19 protein-coding genes are annotated in these 19,234 nt (G+C 71.1%); 4 read left to right on the plus strand and 15 right to left on the minus strand.

Features of this window, described 5'->3' with window-relative positions; translation table 11 throughout:
• Positions 1 to 32: 32 nt before the first annotated feature.
• From HNP84_RS40130 to HNP84_RS40160, 7 genes are all read right to left on the minus strand, one after another.
• Positions 33 to 1,217: an acyl-CoA dehydrogenase family protein gene (locus HNP84_RS40130; protein WP_185055297.1), complete on the minus strand. Its 1,185-nt coding sequence runs from the start codon at positions 1,215 to 1,217 to the stop codon at positions 33 to 35.
• A 51-nt stretch (positions 1,218 to 1,268) separates the two neighbouring features.
• The gene (locus HNP84_RS40135) at positions 1,269 to 1,799 is read right to left on the minus strand and encodes a DoxX family protein (protein ID WP_185055298.1); all 531 of its coding nucleotides are present in this window, start codon (positions 1,797 to 1,799) and stop codon (positions 1,269 to 1,271) included.
• A gap of 90 nt (positions 1,800 to 1,889) precedes the next feature.
• Positions 1,890 to 2,924: an ABC transporter substrate-binding protein gene (locus HNP84_RS40140; RefSeq protein WP_185055299.1), complete on the minus strand. Its 1,035-nt coding sequence runs from the start codon at positions 2,922 to 2,924 to the stop codon at positions 1,890 to 1,892.
• A 53-nt stretch (positions 2,925 to 2,977) separates the two neighbouring features.
• The gene (locus HNP84_RS40145) at positions 2,978 to 3,835 is read right to left on the minus strand and encodes an ABC transporter permease (protein WP_185055300.1); all 858 of its coding nucleotides are present in this window, start codon (positions 3,833 to 3,835) and stop codon (positions 2,978 to 2,980) included.
• A complete protein-coding gene (locus HNP84_RS40150; protein ID WP_185055301.1) occupies positions 3,832 to 4,734 on the minus strand; it encodes an ABC transporter ATP-binding protein in 903 nt (300 codons plus the stop codon). Before HNP84_RS40150 ends, HNP84_RS40145 begins: the two co-directional genes overlap by 4 nt.
• Positions 4,731 to 5,216: a hypothetical protein gene (locus HNP84_RS40155; RefSeq protein ID WP_185055302.1), complete on the minus strand. Its 486-nt coding sequence runs from the start codon at positions 5,214 to 5,216 to the stop codon at positions 4,731 to 4,733. Before HNP84_RS40155 ends, HNP84_RS40150 begins: the two co-directional genes overlap by 4 nt.
• 110 nt (positions 5,217 to 5,326) lie before the next feature.
• Positions 5,327 to 6,511 (minus strand): amidohydrolase family protein, encoded by a 1,185-nt coding sequence (locus HNP84_RS40160; RefSeq protein ID WP_221337355.1) that lies wholly within the window; start codon positions 6,509 to 6,511, stop codon positions 5,327 to 5,329.
• 163 nt (positions 6,512 to 6,674) lie between these two features.
• On the opposite strand from HNP84_RS40160, the gene HNP84_RS40165 reads away from it, so the two are divergent.
• Positions 6,675 to 8,279 carry a thiamine pyrophosphate-binding protein gene (locus HNP84_RS40165; RefSeq protein WP_185055304.1) on the plus strand — a complete coding sequence of 535 codons (1,605 nt, stop codon included), beginning with the start codon at positions 6,675 to 6,677 and terminating at the stop codon, positions 8,277 to 8,279.
• A 48-nt stretch (positions 8,280 to 8,327) separates the two neighbouring features.
• Here the strand turns inward: HNP84_RS40165 and HNP84_RS40170 are convergent, their stop codons facing one another.
• Genes HNP84_RS40170 through HNP84_RS40200 form a run of 7 tightly spaced genes read right to left on the minus strand, consistent with a single transcriptional unit; the run spans position 8,328 to position 16,068 of the window.
• Entirely contained in the window at positions 8,328 to 9,521 is a 1,194-nt protein-coding gene (locus HNP84_RS40170; protein ID WP_185055305.1) for a lipid-transfer protein, read from the minus strand.
• Positions 9,522 to 9,551: 30 nt separating this feature from the next.
• Positions 9,552 to 11,174: an AMP-binding protein gene (locus HNP84_RS40175; protein WP_185055306.1), complete on the minus strand. Its 1,623-nt coding sequence runs from the start codon at positions 11,172 to 11,174 to the stop codon at positions 9,552 to 9,554.
• Positions 11,116 to 11,946 (minus strand): enoyl-CoA hydratase/isomerase family protein, encoded by an 831-nt coding sequence (locus HNP84_RS40180; RefSeq protein ID WP_185055307.1) that lies wholly within the window; start codon positions 11,944 to 11,946, stop codon positions 11,116 to 11,118. Before HNP84_RS40180 ends, HNP84_RS40175 begins: the two co-directional genes overlap by 59 nt.
• Positions 11,946 to 13,100 carry an acyl-CoA dehydrogenase family protein gene (locus tag HNP84_RS40185; RefSeq protein WP_185055308.1) on the minus strand — a complete coding sequence of 385 codons (1,155 nt, stop codon included), beginning with the start codon at positions 13,098 to 13,100 and terminating at the stop codon, positions 11,946 to 11,948. Before HNP84_RS40185 ends, HNP84_RS40180 begins: the two co-directional genes overlap by 1 nt.
• Before the next feature lie 14 nt (positions 13,101 to 13,114).
• Positions 13,115 to 13,993 (minus strand): TIGR03619 family F420-dependent LLM class oxidoreductase, encoded by an 879-nt coding sequence (locus HNP84_RS40190; protein WP_185055309.1) that lies wholly within the window; start codon positions 13,991 to 13,993, stop codon positions 13,115 to 13,117.
• Between the two features lie 7 nt (positions 13,994 to 14,000).
• The gene (locus HNP84_RS40195) at positions 14,001 to 15,221 is read right to left on the minus strand and encodes an amidohydrolase family protein (protein WP_185055310.1); all 1,221 of its coding nucleotides are present in this window, start codon (positions 15,219 to 15,221) and stop codon (positions 14,001 to 14,003) included.
• 37 nt (positions 15,222 to 15,258) lie between these two features.
• The gene (locus HNP84_RS40200; RefSeq protein ID WP_185055311.1) at positions 15,259 to 16,068 is read right to left on the minus strand and encodes an enoyl-CoA hydratase/isomerase family protein; all 810 of its coding nucleotides are present in this window, start codon (positions 16,066 to 16,068) and stop codon (positions 15,259 to 15,261) included.
• A gap of 167 nt (positions 16,069 to 16,235) precedes the next feature.
• On the opposite strand from HNP84_RS40200, the gene HNP84_RS40205 reads away from it, so the two are divergent.
• From HNP84_RS40205 to HNP84_RS40215, 3 genes are all read left to right on the plus strand, one after another.
• Complete coding sequence (locus HNP84_RS40205; RefSeq protein ID WP_185055312.1) at positions 16,236 to 17,402, plus strand: thiolase family protein; 1,167 nt, start codon at positions 16,236 to 16,238, stop codon at positions 17,400 to 17,402.
• A gap of 70 nt (positions 17,403 to 17,472) precedes the next feature.
• The gene (locus HNP84_RS40210) at positions 17,473 to 17,664 is read left to right on the plus strand and encodes a ferredoxin (protein WP_185055313.1); all 192 of its coding nucleotides are present in this window, start codon (positions 17,473 to 17,475) and stop codon (positions 17,662 to 17,664) included.
• A gap of 74 nt (positions 17,665 to 17,738) precedes the next feature.
• On the plus strand, positions 17,739 to 18,503 hold the full coding sequence (locus HNP84_RS40215; protein ID WP_185055314.1) for an SDR family NAD(P)-dependent oxidoreductase: 765 nt from the start codon (positions 17,739 to 17,741) through the stop codon (positions 18,501 to 18,503).
• A 67-nt stretch (positions 18,504 to 18,570) separates the two neighbouring features.
• On the opposite strand, the gene HNP84_RS40220 is transcribed toward HNP84_RS40215, so the two are convergent.
• Positions 18,571 to 19,188: a TetR/AcrR family transcriptional regulator gene (locus HNP84_RS40220; RefSeq protein WP_185055315.1), complete on the minus strand. Its 618-nt coding sequence runs from the start codon at positions 19,186 to 19,188 to the stop codon at positions 18,571 to 18,573.
• Positions 19,189 to 19,234: the final 46 nt, after the last annotated feature.

The raw sequence follows: 19,234 nt of genomic DNA on the forward strand, positions 1-19,234 counted from the left end.
TACGGGACACGGGAATTTCCGGCTGGGCCCGCTCACGCCGCTCCGCCGGCGCGTTGGTCGAATCGCATTCCGAGATACTCCGACGCGATTCGCACCCGCTGGATATTGAGGGTGCCCCCGGCGAGCGCCCAGCCGTGCGCGTCGCGATGCAGCCGCTCCACCTCGTACTCCTCGGAGTAGCCGTAGCCCCCGTGCAACTGGATCGACAGGTCGGAGACCTCCTTGGCCATCTCGTTCGCCGTGCACTTCGCGATCGACGCGGCCAGCGGGCCGGGAGCTCCGCGCCCGGCCTGCGACGCCGCCGCGTAGATCAGCAGCCGGGCCGACTCGACCCGCATCACCATGTCGGCGATGGTGCCCTGGACGAGTTGGAAGTCCGCGATGCGGCGGCCGAACTGCTCACGCTCGCCGACATGCCGGGCCGCGCGGTCCAGCGCGGCCTGGCCGATGGCGAGCGACATCGTCGCGTTGCCCAGCCGCTCGATCGAGAACGCGGTGAACAGCTTGGAGAACCCGCCGGCCGGGACGATCAGGTCGCCGAGCGGCACGCGTACGTCGGTGAAGAAGATGTCGGCCGAGCAGACCCCCCGAAAGCCCATCAGCCGCTCCTGAGGGCCGAACGTCAGGCCGGGGGTGTCGCGGCCGACGACGACGGCGCCGATCCCCTTCGCGCCCGGCCGGTCGTCCAGCCGCAGGTAGACCAGGTACTGCTCGGAGTGTCCCGCCCCCGAGCACCATCGTTTGACGCCGTTGATCACGATGTGGTCCCCGACGACACGCCCTCGGGTGGACATGTCGGTCGCGGCCGAGCCGGCGTCCGGCTCCGAGATCGACACCGAGAGGGTCTTCTCCCCCGCCACGATCGGCGGCAGCAGGCGGGCCCGCTGCTCCTCGGTGCCGAACAGCTCGATCACCCGGGCCGGTCCGGTGCACGCCTCGAACACCGGCCAGGCCGCGACGGGTGAGGCCTTGGCGAGCTCTTCCAGCACGATGAGCGCATCCAGCAGCGGCCGGCCCTCACCCCCGTACTGCTGCGGGACGGTGATGCCCAGCAGGCCGAGTTCGGCGAGCTTCCTCCGCTCCGCCGCCGGCAGCGGGGTGCGGCCGTGGTCCCACTCCCGGGCGTGCGGGGCGAATCGTTCGGCGGCCAGTTTCGCGGCCATCTCGCGCAGGGCGAGCTGATCAGGATCGAGCCGGGCCAGGATGTCCTTGGTCATATCGCTCCACGTGCTTCTCCGGTGCTTGCGAGAGGTGCTTGTGAGAGGTGCTCACGGCAGGTGTTCGGGATGGGCGCGTTCGTCGCCGCCTGCCCGGACCGGGCGGTACGTCGCGGCCAGCAGCGTGGCGGCGCCGGCGATCCCCAGCCCGGCGGCGATCAGGGCCGCCCATCCTCCGGCGACCACGATGCCCAGCGCGGCGTCGAGGGAGACGCCGCCCGGGCCCGCGATGGCCACGACCAGGGCGCCGAGCCCGAGCACCAGCACGTACTCGTAACCGTCCCTGAAGACGAAGAAGCCGTTGCGGCGATGCGCGACCACGCCGGCGACCAGCATGACGCCGATCACGGCGGCGGCGGCGATGGGGGTGAGCAGCCCGATGACGAGGCCCACGCCGGCGACGACCTCCATGACGGCGCTCATCGCGGCCTGCGCCATCCCGTGCCGCAGGCCGAGGCTCTCGAACCAGCGGGCCGCGCCGGGCAGCCTGCCGCCGCCGAAGGCGTGATTGAGCCCGTGCACGACCACGACCCCGCCGATGACCAGACGCAGCACGAGCAGCGCGGCGTCGATTCGGTCCATCCCACTCCCTTTCCCTGTTCGCCCGGCACTCGGCCTGAAACAGTCATTTCTCCACCTTTTTCCACCGCACTGTTCCGAGGGTGACAAGGGTCACCGGTTCGGGGTGACGACGAATTCGGCGGCGTTCAGCGAGCCGGCCGGAATGCCGCCGTCGCCGAGCAGCTTGATCTGGGCGTCCAGAACCCGCGCCGGAACCGCCAGCCGCGGCCGGGTCGCCGAGTACGCGGTGCCGTTCAGGTAGTCCACCAGCTTCTCGGCCAATGGGATGTCGTCGGAGGTGATGTTCTCGGCGATGTAGCCGACGACCTTCTTCCGGTTCGCGGGCTCGCCGATGAACCGGATGGCCTGTTCCTCCGCGGCGATCCAGCGACGGAGGGCTTCGGGGTTCTGCTTGGCGAACGACCTGTTCGTCATCATTCCGATCACCGAGTCGGCGAACCGCGGCGGCGCCTCGTTCGCGATGTCCACGTACAGGCCGCCGGCTCCGGCCTTCTCGATCAGGTGGGCGGCGGGGGCGACGTTGATGAACGCGTCCAGCGCCTTCTGCTGGAACTGCGCGATGGCGGCCTGGCCGGTGGTGACCGAGATCAGGGTGACGTCCGTGCCCGGGGTGAGGCCCGCCTCGCGCAGCAGGCCGCGCATCACGTGGTCCGCGCTGCTGCCGATCCCGGGCACCCCGACGGTCTTCCCGCGCAGCGCCTGCACCTTGGCCTTCCAGTCGCCCCGCACGCCGAGCAGGTCGCCCCGGGCCGAGATCTGGAACAGGCTCTTGTTGATGACGCTGCCGGCCACCGCGATCGGCTGGCCCTTCGCCGCGGCCGAGATCCCGGACGCCACGTCCGCCAGCAGCCCCTGGGTGTCGCCGTTGGCGAGCAGCCGCATCGCCGTGGCTCCGTCGCCCGGGTTGACGAACTCGACGTCGAGGCCGTTGCGGGCGAAGATGCCCTCCTCCCGCGCGATGACGTCGCTGATGTACGGCAAGGCGCCGGGGAACTGCTGCAAGGTCAGGGAGATCGTGTCCGAGCCGTCTGCCGGCGCCGTGGCGGGGCCGCCGCACGCGGGCAGGCCGGCCATCGCCACGGCCGCCGTCACAACTGCCAGCGAGCGGGCGAGTCGACTGCGCATGGGTGTCGCACTCCATTCATCACAGGTGGCCGAGGACGGCGGCGAGGTGACCGTCACAAGGTGGCCGGCGAGGTTCCCCACGACAGGCGCCTTTCGAGGCGTCCGACCGTCCAATCCAGCACGAACGCCAGCAACGCGAGCAGGAAGAGGATCGCGAACGAGCCGGCGATGTCGAACTGGTTCGTGGCCTGCACCAGCCGAAGCCCCAGCCCTTCCGTGGACGCCACCATCTCGGCGACCACGACGCCGAGCACGGAGTAGACCGACCCCAGCCGGAGCCCGGCGAGGATGGCGGGTCCGGCCGAGGGCAACTGCAGCAGCCGGAACCGCTGCAACCGCGACATGCCGAGCGTACGGGCGAGCGTGGCGCGGTCGGCGTCCACGCCGTCCACCCCGGCCAGCGTGTTGATCAGGAGCAGGAAGTACACCACGCTCACCGACACCGCGATCTTCGCGCCGGCCCCCAGCCCGAACCAGACCAGGAAGATCGGCGCGAGAGCGGGGCGCGGCAGCGCGTTGGCGAGCGTGACGATCGGCTGCACGGCACGCCGGAACAGGGCGAACTCGCCCAGCAGCAGGCCGCTCGCCACCCCGGTGGCCGCACCGATCGCCAGGCCCGTCAGCGCCGCGGACAGCGTCGCCCACCCGTCGGCCCAGATGCCGCCGTCCACGACCAGGCCGGCAAGGCTCCCGGCCACGCTCGCCGGGTCGCTGATGAACACGGGGCTCATCCACTCCAGGGCGCCTGCGAGGTACCAGACGAGCACGAACGCCGCGACGACCCCCAGGCGCACGCCCCACACGGCGGCCGTCCTCGCGGTGCGGGCCCGCCGGTGGCGTGCCCGCAGCCGCTCCTGGACGGCGGCGCGATCAGGACCGGCCGCGTGCCGGTGCACGGCCGGGGCGCTCACTTCGGCCCGGCCACGATGCGCTGCGCGAGCTCGGCGCTCGCGTCGGCCAGACGGGGATCGGGAACCTCGGCGCGCAGCGCGTCCTGCAGCTCGTCGTAGAGCGGCTGCCAGGCCGGGTCCGCCCTGAGGTGATCGACGTCGCGCGGGCGCGGAAGATCGACGCGGATGTCCCGGCACAGCCGCCCCGGCCGCGAGCCCAGCAGCACGACCCGGTCGCTGAGGGAGATCGCCTCGGTGAGGTCGTGCGTGACGAACAGGACGGTCGCCCGGGAACGTTCCCACAGGGCCAGGAACTCCTGCTGCACGAACAACCTGGTCTGCGCGTCCAGGGCGGCGAACGGCTCGTCCATGAGCACGCACCGCGGCGAGAGCGCGAGGGTGCGGGCGATGGCCACCCGCTGGCGCATGCCCTGCGAGAGCTGCGTGACCTGCGCGTTCTCGAATCCCGTCAGGTGGACCCGGTGCAGCCAGTCCAGGGCCAGTGCGCGCCGCTCGCTCTTGCGGACGCCCCGCACCTCCAGGCCCAGCTCGACGTTCTCCACGGCCGTGCGCCACGGGAACAGCGCGTCCCTCGCCGGCATGTACGCGACCTCGCGCGACGGCCCGGTGACCGGGTGGCCGTCGAGCGTCACGGTCCCCTCCGTCGGCCGAATCAGGCCGGCGACCATGTTGAGCAGCGTCGTCTTGCCGCATCCCGAAGGGCCGACGAGCGCGACGAACTCCCCTGCCGCGATGGCGAGATCGATGCCGGTCACCGCGTCGACCACCCCGTCCGGCATCGCGAAGGACCGGCCGACGCCGGCGAACCGGATGCCGGCCCCGCCCGGTGCGGCGGATCGTCCTTCGGCAGCGGCCGGGCCGGGCACGGAGACCTCCTGAGGGTGGACGAGCGGGGTCATCGCCCGGCCTGATCTGCCCGCAGCCGCGCGATCACCTCGTTGACCCGCTTCGCCGTCTCGATCGAACGCGCGTCCTCCGCGTCCGGGTCGCCGATCGGGTGGACGCCGCGGGCCGCCGAGAAGATCTCGACCGACAGGCACCCGTCCGGTCCGGCGATGTGCGGCCCGTAGAACTCGCCCGGCCGCGACACCATCACGTCGCCGGGGACGAGCGTCTGCCCGCCGGGCACCGTGATCGAGCCGCGCACGACGACCTCGACCCGGAAGCAGTCGTGGGCGTGCCGGTGCAGTGTGTCGCCGGGGGCGATCTGCAACAGCGACGCGACGGGAACCTCCGGGTCGCTCAGGTCATCGCCCATGTACACGCTGCCGAGATCCCACCCGGGCATCACCTCCCGGGTCGCGGCCCCGGACCATCTCATCTCGGGCGGAGTCATCGCGTCGAAGTAACCGGGATCGGTGAAACGAAAGTACTGTGGCATTGGAACGCCTCGATTTCTCGACTACCGGGGGGACAGAGGGCACGGCGCCCCTGGAGAACGCGGTGCCGGCCTCCCGCGTTCGCAGCCGGCCCGCTCGTATCCGTCTCGGATCACTCGGGGAGCAGCAGTTCCCCGTTGCGGGCGAAGAACTGCTCGCGGGCACTGCCCGGCAGCGACGCGAGCGCGGCCTCCATGACGGCTCGCGAGTCCTTACCGCCTTCCACGTGCGGGTAGTCGGTGGCGTAGCAGTACACGGACCACAGGTCGCGGTGACGCTCGAAGTAGCGGGCGATCGGCTCGAAGTAGAAGGGCGTCACCCGGACGTTGCGCGCGATGTACTCCGAGGGCCGCATGCTCAGCGTGCCGGCCAGCCTGGACCGGAACTGGCTCTCCGCCCAGCAGTCCAGCCGCTCGGCCAGCGGGCCCATCCAGCCCGCGGCGAACTCGATGGCGCCGAACCGAAGCGCCGGGTGACGCTCGAAGACGCCGCCGAGCACCATCGTGGAGATCATGTTCTCGGCGCAGAAATGGATCGTCGTGGCCCGGTAGGGCTCGATGGGCAACTCGATGCTGGACTTGTCCGAGGGGTGGAACACCTCCACCCCCTTCGACCACGCCGACGAGGAGAGGAAGCCGAAGTCGGTCCCGAGGTGGATCGTGACCGGCACGTCGGCCTCGGCCACGAGGCTCCAGAACGGATCGAGTTCCGGGTTGGCCGGCGACGTGCCCGCCGGTGCGATGTTCGCCGGGATCATCAGAGCCCGGATTCCGCGCTCGATGGCCGAGCGGGCCTGCTCCACCATCGACTCCACCGAGGTGTCGGTCAGCACGATCCCGACCGGGCGGATCCGATCCGAGGTCGACTTCGTGATGCCGGCCGCCCAGTCGTTGTGCGCGGCGACGCCCATGCGGCCGAGTTCCCCGGCGTCCACCCGGCTGGGGTCGAATCCCAGCCAGACGTGCGCGTTCGGGTCGTTGACGAGGAGCAGGGCGAACAGCCCGAAGGTCGGGAAGACCAACTGACGGGTGATGCCCATTTCGTCGAGGACGTCCGGACGCCGGCGGAGATCGATGGCGGACGGGGCGGTCGCGCCCTTGAGCCGCCACACCGTCTCCTGAGTGATGGGCGTGGTGTCGCCGGTCAGGCCGGGGACCGACAGCGAGTTCGCGCGGGCTCTGGTATGGATCTCGAAGCCGACCTCGTTCACTCGGCGGGCGATCTCCTCGCCGAACACCTCGCCCCAAAGCTCCAGCGGCGCCATCTCATGGCTGTCCACATCCACGATTGCGGTCACGAATTCCTCCTCCGGGCCGTTTCGAAGGCGATGTTCCGTCATCCCGCAGACCGGTACAAGGGACTACTCATGCTGTTATTTCTTGAACCACCTGTGAAACCCGGTATGGGCTCGGAAGCGTGATTCAATGCGCACGATGTCCAGTTCCGAGATTTCCGTTCATGTGGCAATCGCCAGGGCACTCGCCGACCAGGGCATGACCACGCTCTTCGGTGTCGTGGGAGAAGGCAATATTCACGTGATCGCCCATCTCGTCGAGGACCACCGGGTCCGCTATGTGAAGGCGGCGCGCGAAGACGGCGCCGTCCTCATGGCGACCGGATACGCCTCGGTGACCGGTGAGGTGGGTTTCGCGACCGTGACCCACGGCCCCGGCCTGACCAACACCATGACCGCGCTCACCCAGGCCGCCCGGAGCGGGCTGCCGGTCGTGGTGCTCGCCGGCGACACGGACCCCGCGCTCCCGTACGGTCGCCAGCGGATCGACCAGGCGGCCCTGGTGGCGCCGACCGGAGCGGGCTTCCAGCCGATCGCCTCGCCCGCCACGGCCGTGGACGACGTCGCGCGGGCGGTCGGCCGGGCGCGGGCGGAGCGGCGCCCGATCGTGCTCAACGCGCCGGTGGATCTCCAGCACGGCACGGTGGCCTACTCGCCGTCGAGGGTGAACCTGCCCGCGCCCCAGGCGGTCGCGCCGGACGCCGACGCGCTCGACCGGGCCGCCGGGGTGATCGCCGCGGCGCGGCGCCCGGTCATCCTCGCCGGGCGGGGCGCCGCTCTGGCCGGCGCCAAGAAGTCCATCCTCGCCCTCGCCGAGCACATCGGCGCTCCGGTGAGCACGACGCTGCGCGCCAAGGACCTGTTCCGAGGGGAACCGTTCGATCTCGGGATCTGCGGCACGCTGTCGCACGGCCCGGCCTCGGAGACGATCCTCGCCGCCGACTGCCTCGTGGTCTTCGGCGCCGGCCTCAATCCGGACACCACGGCGGACGGGTCGCTCGTCGCCGGAAAGCGGATCGTGCACATCGACCTGGACCCCGCCCGCCTGGGCCTGCGGACCGAGGTCACGGTCGCCGTCCAGGCCGACGCCGAGCGTGCCGCCGTCACCCTGCTGGACCGGCTCGGCGAGCTCGATCTCCGGCACGCGGGCACGCTGTGCACCGAGGAGCTGCGGACCCGGCTCGCCGAGTTCGACCCGCGATCGGAGTTCGCGCCCTACGCCGGCGGTCCCATCGACAGCCGGGAGCTGACGCTGCTCCTGGACCAGGTGTTCCCCCACGACCGGACGTACGTCTCCGACTCCGGCCGGTTCATGCTTCCGGGATTCGCCTGGCTGCACGTGCCCGAACCCTCCGCCTTCATCGAGACGGTGGACTTCGGTTCCATCGGGCTCGGGCTCGCCACGGCGATCGGCGCGGCCGTGGGACGGCCCGACCGGCCCGTCCTGCTCACCGCGGGTGACGGCGGACTGGCCATGGAGCTGCCGGAGCTGCTCACCGCCGTCAGATACGGGCTGGACCTCGTGCTCGTGGTGTACAACGACAGCGCGTACGGAGCGGAGGTGGCCATCACCGACCTGCTCGGCAAAGCGCACGACATCTCCAGGCTGCCCGGCACCGACTTCGCCGCCATCGCCCGCTCGATGGGCGCCTCGGGCCTGACCGTCGCACGGGCGGACGACCTGCCGCTCATCGCGGAGGCGATCGAGCACCGCCGCGGGCCCGTCGTCATCGACGTGAAGACCGATCCGCGTACGCCCATCCCCCACTGACGCCCGCCGGCGCCGGCTCCGGGGGAAGGCCCCGGAGCCGGCGGCGGCTCATCGTGCCGGCGTGCGGTACATCGTGACGACCGCGGCGCCGCCGATGCCGAGGTTGTGCTGGAGCGCGGCGGTCGCGCCCGCGACCTGCCGTGCCTCCGCCTCGCCGCGGAGCTGCCAGCACAGCTCCGCGCACTGCGCCAGGCCCGTCGCACCCAGCGGGTGGCCCTTCGAGATCAGCCCGCCGGACGGGTTGACCACCCATGTCCCGCCGTAGTCCACGGCGCCTTCCGCGATCAGGTCGCCGGCGCCGCCGGCCGGGCACAGCCCCAGGGCTTCGTACGTGATGAGCTCATTGGTGCTGAAACAGTCGTGCAGCTCGATCACCTGTACGCCCTCGGGGCCGACGCCCGCCTGTTCGTACACCGCTTGTGCGGCGCTCCTGGTCATGTGGTAGCCGACGAGGCCGGCGTCGCTGCCGTCGAACGTGGACCCGGTGTCGGTCGTGAGCGCCTGTCCGACGATCTCGACGGCCCGGCCCCACAGGCCGTGGCTCTCGACGAAGGACTCGCTCGCCACCACGGCGGCGGCGCCGCCGTCGGAGGTCGGGCAGCACTGCAGCTTGGTGAGCGGGTCATGCACCGTGGGCGAGGCGAGAATCTCGGCGAGGGAGTATTCCTTCCGGAACTGCGCGTACGGATTGTGCACCGAGTGGCGGTGGTTCTTCTCGGCGATCTTGGCGATGGTCTCCCGGCTGACGCCGTACCGCTCCATGTACTCGCGGCCGGCGTTGCCGAAGAGCTGCGCCGCGAGCGGAGCCTGCGTGAGGCCGCGCCGCGCGGCCATCGCGTCGGTGTGCCGTCCGGTGGGCGCGACGCGGTCGCTCCAGTGCTCCCGCAGACTCCCCCGTTCCATCTTCTCGAAGCCGAGGGCCAGCACGCATTCGGCGAGCCCCGCCCGTACGTACTGGTTGGCGAGGTACAGCGCCGACGACCCCGTGGCGCAGTTGTTGTTGACGTTCACCATCGGAATGCCGCTCAGCCCCACTTCGTACAGGGCCCGCTGTCCGGAGGTCGAATCGCCGTAGCAGTACGCCAGGAACGCGTGCTCGACGTCCTGGTACGGGATGCCCGCGTCGGTGAGGGCGTTCGTGGCCGCCTCCCGTCCGATGTCCGGGTAGTCCCAGCCGGGACGTGACCCCGGCTTCTCGAACTTGGTCATGCCGACGCCGACGACGAACGATCGCTGCGTCATGATCCTCCTTAACCGCTCTGCGGACACCGCTCAGCGCCGGTCCCACTGGACGCCGGCCTTCTCCCGGTCCCAGGTGGCCGGGGTGCACCCCTCGTCGCGCAGCCTGTACTTGTGCACCCGGCCGAGCGGGCTGGTGGGCAGCGCGTCGCGGAACTCGATGTACCGGGGCAGGGCGAAGTAGGGGATGCGGTCCTTCGCCCATTCGAACAGCTCCCGCTCCGACAGCCCGGCACCGGGCACCAGGACCGCGGTGACCTTGAGGTCGTCCTCGGTGTGCTCGGACGGCACCGCGTGCACGGCCACCTCGGCCAGCGCCGGATGGGCGAGCATCGCCTGCTCCACCTCCTGGCTGGAGATGTTCTCGCCGCGGCGTCTGAGGTAGTCCTTCTTCCGGTCCACGAAGTAGAAGAACCCGTCCTCGTCGAAGCGGCCGAGGTCTCCGGTGTGGAACCACAGGTTGCGGGTGACCGCGGCGAACGCCTCCGGGCGCCGCCAGTACCCCTGGAACATCACGTCCGGCCGCCGGGGCCGGCACACGACCTCGCCGACCTCGCCCACCGGCACCTCGCGGTCGTCGTCGTCGAAGATCCTGACGTCGAAGTCCGCCGCGTTCGCCTTCCCCGAGCTGCCCGGAGGGGACCAGGCGCCGACCTCCAGCGTCGTGAGGGGGAAGCACTCCGTGAGCCCGTAGGTGTTGCCGCCCACTCGCCGCACCCCGAACCGGGTGCGCCACACCTCCTGCAGCTCCGGCGGGAACGGCGCGCCGTGGACGACGCGGATCCGCCCGTGGCAGCGGGTCATCTCCGGTGTCTCGTCCATCTGCGCGATCAGCGACCCCATGGAGCCGAGCAGGTTGACCATCGCCGCGCCGGTGCGCTCGATGTCGGGCCAGAACCCCGACACCGAGAAGCGGGGGGCGATCGACGCCGAGCCGCGCAGCAGCATGGTGCCGAGGATGGTCCCGCTCACCAGGTTGAAGTGGTAGATCGGCAGCGGGCTCCAGTTCAGCTCGTCCTCCGTGCGTCCGCTCTGGACCAGGAAGCCCCGGGCCGAGCTGAACACGTAGCCGTTGGAGATGACGCAGCCCTTGGACGGGCCGGTGGTCCCGCCGGTGTAGATGATCAGAGCGGTGTCGTCGGAGCCTCGGTCGGCCCAGATCTGGTCACCGCCGTCCAGGAGGTAGTCCGCGAGCGGTTCCACGGCGACGTCGCCGATCCGGTCCGCCACGTCGAGCCCGCGGACGAGGATGCGTTCGACGTTCGGCATACGATCGATCTCCGCCCGGAACCGGTCCACGAAATCGGCCTCGCACACCACCACGCGTGCGCCGGCGTCGGCGACGACGTGCGAGAGGAAGCCGCCTTTCAGTGCGGTGTTGATGGGCACCCAGATGCCGCCGGGAAGGTTCGCCGCGAACCACAGCGAGACCGCGTCCACGTTGTTGTCGAGCATCGTGACGACGGTCTGGTCCGGTTGGAGCCCTGCCTTACGCAACCCGGCGGCGTACGAGGTCGCGCGCCGCCACAACTGACGGTAGGTGTACCACTCGCCGCCGAAGTCCAGGAACGGCCGGTCGCCGGCCTCCTCGGCGCAGTCACGCAGGAGTCCGACGGCCGTCAGCCCCTCCGTCGAGGCGGTCCCCCACTCTCCCATTGCTCCTCCTGTCCTCACCTCGTCCGGGCACCCGCGACCACGACGGAGGCCGCCGCTCGGCGAAGGCGGCGAACCCCTCCCGTGCCTCGGCCGTGCCGATCGAGGCCGTGACGGCTCGCTCGTCGACCGGTGGCAGGTGCGCGTGCGCCGCCCGCTTCCACGCCGCGCGCGCCGCCGGGCCGGCCTCGAGCAGCTCGTACGCGGCACGCTCGGCCTCATCGTGAAGATCGTCATGCGGGACCACCCGGGCCACGAGGCCCATCGCATGCGCCTCCGCGGCGCCGAACGGCCGCGACGTCAACGCCAGCTCCTTGGCGCGGGCGAGCCCGATCACCGGGGGCAGCAACGCCGAGCTCCAGGGCGCGGCCACGCCGAGCCGCAGTTCCGGGAGCCGGAACCGGGCCCGCTCGCTCACGACCGCGACGTCGGCGAGGACGGCGAGCCACAGGCCGCTCGCCTGGCAGTGACCGTTGATCGCGGCGACGACGGGGACCTCGCCCCCGTGCAGCGCCGGGAACGGCAGGTCCTCCTCGGCCGGCGGCGCGTCGCCGGGGCCGTGCGCGGCCGGGTCGCCACCGACGATGAAGACGTCGCCGACACCGGTGATGACGAGCGCCTCAAGCCGGGGGTCGCCGGCGACACCGCGTATCGCCCGGCCGAGCCCCCGGTACATCGCCATCGACAACGCGTTGCGCTGCGCGGGGTTGTCCACTGTGCACCAGCCGATCGGGACACGCCGCTCGAATCGCAGGTTCGGTGTGCCGAGGTCCATCAGACCCCCAGCATCCGGCGTCCGATGATCTCCTTCATGATTTCGTTGGTGCCGCCGTAGATCGACATCGCCCGACCGTCCCGCCAGGCCCGCCCGACCGCGCACTCCTCCATGTAGCCGTACGCGCCGTGCAACTGGACGCACGTCGTCAGCACACGGGAGTTCAGCTCCGCACACCACCACTTGGCCTGCGCCGCCTCCTCCGCGGACAGCTCGCCCGCGACGTGCGCCAGGAGTTGCGCGTCCACGAATGCCTGGGCGACGTCCAGCTCGGTGCGCATGGTGGCGAGCTGGAAACGGGAGTTCTGGAAGGAGCCGATGGGCCGCCCGAAGGCGTGGCGCTCCTTGCAGTAGGCCAGCGTCTGCTCGAAGGCGGCCCGCGCGTGCGCCAACGCCATCACCGCGATGGCCAGGCGCTCCTGAGGGAGCATCGCCACCAGGTGGTAGAACCCGCGGCCCTCCTCGCCGAGCAGGTTCTCGGCCGGGACCACCACATCGTCGAAGAACAGCTCGGCCGTGTCGGCCGCGTGCTGACCGACCTTGTCGAGATTGCGTCCCCGGCTGAAGCCCGCCCGGCCGCTCTCGACCACGATGAGGCTGAGGTTCCGCTGCGCCACCTCGCCGGTCCCGGTGCGGCACACGAGGATCACCAGATCGCAGTGGATGCCGTTGGAGATGAACAGCTTGCTGCCCCTGATGACGTAGCTGTCGCCGTCCCGCACGGCCCGCGTCGAGATCGCCGCCAGATCCGAGCCGGTGTCCGGCTCGGTCATCGCGACGGCGCCGACGAGTTCGCCCGAGCACAGGCCGGGCAACCAGCGTTCGTGTTGCGCCCGCGTGCCGTAGCGGACGTAGTACGGCACGACGACGTCGGCGTGCGTGGAGATCCCGAGACCGGCGTTCATCACGCCGGCCCGGCACACCTCCTCCATGACGACGGCGTTGAAACGGAAGTCGAGCCGACCGGCTCCGCCGAGCTCGCCGGGCACGCCGAGTGCCAGGATCCCGGCCTCCCCGGCCTTGCGGAAGAGGGCTTTGTCGGTGATGCCGGATCGCTCCCACTCCTCGAAGTGGGGCGTGATCTCCCGCGCGACGAAGGCGCGGACCGACTTCCGGAAGAGTTCGTGATCGTCGTCGAAAACGGTTCGTCGCATCGGGTACGTGGCTCCTACGCCGTCCGGATCAGCTCGACGAGCTCGGGGAGCGCGCCGGCGATGTCGTGCACGGGAAGGTCGTGGATCGACTCACGCCGCTCCCCGATCTGCCATGGCGCGAGCAGGAAGGAGTCGACTCCGAGCTCGCGGAGGGCGGCCATCCGGGCCCGCGTCACCGTGCCCCGGATACCGGTCCGGATCTCGAAGGGCCGGTCCTGCGTGCCCGCCTCGGCACGCGCCTCGGCGAGCCTGGCGACGATCCCGGTCAGCTCCTCCACCGAGTGGTTCGCCCCCACCCAGCCGTCCCCGAACGCGGCACAGCGCCGGAGTGCGACGTTCGAGGTTCCACCGACGAAGATCGGGACGGCCGCCCGCGGGGCCGGGTTCACGGCGACGGCCTCGAAGCAGAAATGATCGCCGTCGTGAGCGACCGGCTTGCCGGTCCAGAGCCGCCGCAGCAGCGGCAGCATCTCGTTCAGAACCGATCCCCGCCGGTCGAAGTCCGCCTGGCCGAGCGCCTCGAACTCCTCCCGGAGCCAGCCGACGCCCACGCCGAGGTCGAACCGCCCGCCGCTCATCGCCGACACCGTCGCCACCTGCTTGGCCAGCAGCACCGGGTGCCGCAGCGGCGCGATGAGGACCGCGGTCATGAACCGGAGGCCGGCCGCCGCACCGGCGAGCCCGGCGGCGGCGACGAGCGGATCGGGCAGTTCCGCCTCCGGCGGCAGGACGGCCGGCTTCCCGCCGCCGTAGGGGTACGGCGAGGAGAAGCCGATCGGCACGCAGGGGTGATCCGAGAGCGCGACACCGGTGACGCCGGCCTCCTCGGCCGCGAGCGTCAGCCGCCGCAGACCGTCCGCGGGCAGGAAGGGCAGCGAGAGCCAGACCTTCATCGCCCCGTCACTGACGCGTCGCGGGCGGCTCGGGCAGCTCCAGGCGGAACACCCGCGCGGCGTTGGTCTGCAGGACCTTGCGCTTGACGTCGTCCGAAAGGCCCGCGAGCTGCTTGTGCGCCACCTCGATGGAGTTCGGCCAGGTCGAGTCGGTGTGCGGGTAGTCGGTCTCGATCATGACGTTGTCCACGCCGATCTTGTCGATGGCGCCGACCCCGAACGGGTCCTCGATGAAGCAGCCGAACATGTGCTTGCGGAACAGCTCCGACGGCAGCACGGACATGTCCAGGCCGCCCAGGTCGCTGCGGCCGCCGACGGAGCCGGTGGTGAGATCGCCGCCGAAGTCGCCCTTGGCGGCCCAGCCCCGGTGCACCTCGACCACGTGGTCGCAGCGCTCCAGCACGTACGGGATCCAGCCGATGCCGCCTTCGGAAAGGCACAGCTTGAGGTCGGGGTAGCGCGGCAGCCAGGGGCTGAAGAGCCAGTCGATGCACGCGGCGGCCGTGCTGGCGACCGGCGTCAGCGCGATGACCGCCGCCATCGGCATGTCCGGCGAAGTGGCCGGGAGCTGCGAGGACGAGCCGAGGTGCATGCATATCGGCATCTCCGTCTCGGCCGCCGCGGCGATCATCGGCTCCCAGAAACGGCTCGGATCGTGGATGGACGGCAGGCCCAGCGGGTACGGGTTCTCGCTGAAGGCGATGGCCCGCGCGCCCATCGCCGCGGTGCGCTCGATCTCCTGGGCCGCGAGACGCGGGTCCCACAGCGGGAGGATGATCATCGGGATCAGCCGGCCCGGAGCCGTGCCGCACCACTCCTCGATCATCCAGTCGTTGTAGGCCCTGACGCACAGCAGCCCGAGTTCGCGGTCACCGGCCTCGGTGAACGCCTGGCCGCAGAACCTCGGGAACGACGGGAACGACAACGAGGCCAGCACCCCGGCGCGGTTCATGTCCTCGATGCGCGCGACGGGGTCGTAACACCCCGGCCGCATGTCGTCGTAGGTCACGGGGAGAGGGCTGAACTCCTCCCTCTTCTTGCCGGCCGCCGCGGACAGCCCGGTGGTCGGCATCCGCTTGCCCTCGAAGACCCACGCCTCGCCCTGGTCGTCCCGCACCATTCGCGGGCCGGCCTCCCGGAACCTGGCCGGCAGCCGGTCCTGCCAGACATGCGGCGGTTCGAGCACGTGGTCGTCCACCGAGACCAGCCAGTCGAGCGAAACATCCATGATCCGTCTCCTCTCGTTCGTCACGACGTCTCCTCCGTCACGACGTGGGTGCCGCCGCGGCGGGGGCGCTGATGCCGCGCTGGGCGGTGTAGGCCATGAGCGAGTCCCGGAACCGCGGGAGCGCGAACGTCTCGCTTTCGGAGGCGAACGCGAAGTCGATCACGCTCGTGATCGCCCTGCTCATGTGCATGTTGATGGCGCGTTTGGTGTCCCAGAGCGCCTGCTGCGGCTGCCGCGCCAGCCGCTCGGCCAGCTCGTACGCCCGGGGCAGGACCTGGTCGGCCGGCACGACGTGGTTCGCCAGCCCGATGCGTTCCGCGGTGACGGCGTCGATCCGGTCACCGGTGAACAGGTACTCCTTCGCGCGGAGCACGCTCATCATGAGGGGCCAGGCCAGCACGCCGCCGTCGGCCGCGACGACGCCCAGGCTCACGTGCGGATCGGCCAGGAACGCCTGATCGCTCATGAGGACGACGTCCGACAGCACGGCCAGGCTGCAGCCCAGGCCGACGGCCGGGCCGTTGACGGCGGCGATGACCGGTTTGGGAAAGGCCAGCATTTCGGTGATGATGCGCCGGGCCTCCGCCATCGTCCGATAGCGATATTCCGGCTCGCCGGCGACACGGGTGAGGAATTCCATGTCGCCCCCGGCCGCGAACGCCTTTCCGGCGCCGGTGAAAACGACGGCGCGGACCTCCTCGTCCTCGCGCAACCGGCCCCATACGTCCGCCAGCGCCGTGTGCAACTCCTCGTTGACGGCGTTGCGCCGCGCGGGACGGTTCATCGTCACCGTTCGTACCGGGCCGTCGCCTTCGACGAGCAGCACATCTGATTTACCGGCGTTCATCACCAGACCCTCCGTCGGAACTGACCCCGAGTATCAGCGCGTGGGTCCGGCCGCGAACAGAGTCGGCTCATGCCAGCAGCGGTACTGCCACCCTCGCCACTCCGGCGCGCGCCGACGGGTGTCGTACCGTTGCGGACATCGCCCCGACCGCATCCGGAGGGAAACCCATGCCCGAAGCCGTCATCGTGGACGCCGTCCGCACCCCCGTCGGGAAACGCGGCGGGGCCCTCGCCGACGTCCACCCGGCCGACCTGTCCGCGTACGTGCTGCGGGCGCTGCGGGAGCGCACCGGGATCGACCCCGGGGTGATCGACGACGTCATCTGGGGCTGCGTCAACCAGGTCGGCGACCAGGCCGCGCAGATCGGCCGGTACGCCGTCCTGGCCGCGGGCTGGCCGGAGACCGTCCCGGGTGTCACGGTGAACCGGGCGTGCGGGTCGAGCCAGTCGGCCTTCGATCTCGCCGCCGGCATGGTGATGGCCGGGCAGTACGACGTCGTGGTCGCGGGCGGCGTGGAGACCATGACCAGGGTGCCGCTCGGCTCCGGCCGCGACCTCGGCCGGCCCTACGGCCCGCTGGTCCGCGCCCGGTACGCGGCGGACCTGACCGGCGGTGAGTTCCCGGGCGAGGATTTCAACCAGGGCATCGGGGCGGAGCGGATCGCCCGCCGGTGGGGCTTGTCCCGGCGCCGGCTCGACGAGTACGCCGCACGGTCCCACGAGCTCGCCGCCGCCGCGATCGACGCGGGCGCCTTCGACGGGCAGCTCGTCCCGATCCCCGGCAAGCCCGACTTCACCGCGGACGAGGGCGTCCGCCGCGGGACCACGGCCGGGAAGCTGGCCAGGCTCAAGCCGGCCTTCCGCGAGGACGGAGTGATCCACGCGGGCAACGCCTCGCAGATCTCCGACGGCGCCTCGGCCACCCTGATCACCACCCCGGAGCGGGCGAGGGAGCTCGGGCTCACCCCGATCGCCCGCTACCACGCCGGCGCGGTCTCCGGCGCCGATCCGCTGATGATGCTCACCGGACCGATCCCGGCCACGCAGAAGGTGCTGAAGAAGGCCGGGCTCTCGGTCTCGGACATCGGGGTCTTCGAGGTGAACGAGGCGTTCGCCCCGGTCCCGCTGGCGTGGCAGGCCGAACTCGGCGTGGACGACAGGGTCCTCAACCCGCTCGGCGGGGCCATCGCCGTGGGCCACCCCCTCGGCGCGTCCGGCACCATCCTGATGACCCGGATGCTGCATCACATGCGGGACAGGGGCATCCGCTACGGCCTGCAGACCATGTGCGAGGGCGGCGGCACCGCGAACGCCACCATCGTCGAACTCCTGTGAAAGGTGGTGGCGACGGTGCTCCTATTCGTTCCGTCACACACACGCGCGACGGCCGGGGCACCATGAGGACATGAAGATTTCCGTGAACTACGACCTCTGCGAGAGCAACGCCCTGTGCATGGCGGCCGCGCCGGAGGTCTTCGAAGTGCGTGACGACGACTTCCTGTACGTGCTCGACGAGAACCCGCCGGAAGCCATGCGGGACCAGGTCGAGAACGCCGCCCGGGCCTGCCCGAAGGCCGCGATCACCATCGAGGGCTAGATCACCATCGAGGGCCGGCCGACCAGCGTTTCGACGGGCGCGCCGCCCGTCCCGTCAGTGTGCGAGGAGACGCATTGGACACTTCAGGGATCTCGGCTGTCGTGACGGGCGGTGCCTCGGGGCTCGGCCTCGCGACGGCGCGCCGCCTCGTCAAGGCCGGTGCCAGGGTGGTGTTGCTCGACCTGGAGTCCTCCGCGGGCGCCACCGCGGCCGCGGAGATCGGCGACGGCGCCGTCTTCGTGCCCGGTGACGTGACGACACAGGACGGGGTCGCCCCCGCGCTGGACGCCGCCGAGAGACTCGGCCCGCTGCGGGCCGTCGTGCACTGCGCGGGGCGCGGGCACCCCATGCGCGTCCTGGGCAAGGACGGCAGCCCGGGCTCGCTGGAGGACTACGCCGCGGTCGTCAGGCTGAACCTGGTGGGCTCGTTCAACGTCCTGCGGCTGGCGGCGGCCCGGATGGCGGCCACCGATCCGGCCGGCGGCGAGCGCGGCGCGATCGTGCTGACCGCTTCCGTGGCGGCCTGGGAAGGGCAGATCGGCCAGATCCCGTACGCGTCGTCGAAGGCGGGGGTCGTCGGGATGACGCTGGTCGCGGCGCGTGATCTGGCGTCGAGGCTGATCCGCGTCGTGACGATCGCCCCGGGCATCTTCGACACCCCGCTCCTGGCCCGGCTGCCCGGGAAGGTGCGCGAGTCCCTCGGGCGGATGGTGCCGCATCCCAGCAGGCTCGGCGCTCCCGACGAGTACGCGGCGCTCGCGCTCCACGTGCTGGAGAACCCGATGATCAACGGCGAGACGATCCGGCTCGACGGCGCCATCCGCATGGCCCCCCAGTGACCGGCCCCGCAGTGACCGGCCCCGCGGTAACGGGGCCCGGGCGCGGGCCCACCCGCGGTGCGGAGGCTCAGGTGTAGGCGCGGAGGAACGTGTCCACGCCGTCAACGAGGATCTCGTCCACCTCATCCCATGCGCCCTGCTCCGTGGGGTCGAGCGTGTCGAGGGCGAGCAGGAACGTGAGCGCGATGAAATGCTCCGCGGCGCGCCACGGGTTGTCCGTGGTGATGGCTCCGGCCTCGGCGAACGACGCCATGCGCCGTACGAACAGCTCCTTCGACGCGTTCCGCACCGAGCCGGGAACCCGGCGCTTGGCCGGGCCCACGTTGCTGAGCTTCCGGAACAGCACGTAGTCGGAGGACGGGAACGTGGCGGTCGCGACGCGGCGCGCGAACGCGAGCAATCCCGCCCGCAGGTCGCGGCCTTCCGGCAGTTCTTCCTCCACCGCCGCTCGCACGGCGGCCAGGAGCTTCTCCGTCACCCGATCCACCACGGCGGAGTAGATGCGCTCCTTGTCGCCGAAGTGGTCGTACACCGTCCTCTTCGACACATCCGCGCGGGCTGCGATCGCATCGACGCTGGTCCGCTCGTAGCCGTCCGCGAGAAACAGCGCCTGTGCCGCGTCGAGCACGGCGGCGCGCTTGTGTGGGGAACGCCCTCGGCGACGCACCTGCTCGACCGCTGTCATCTCGTGTCCTTCCGAACTCTTGCTTAACTGCACTACTCGGTGCAGT

It is taken from the genome of Thermocatellispora tengchongensis (genome assembly GCF_014202315.1).
Classification (GTDB): Bacteria; Actinomycetota; Actinomycetes; order Streptosporangiales; family Streptosporangiaceae; genus Thermocatellispora; species Thermocatellispora tengchongensis.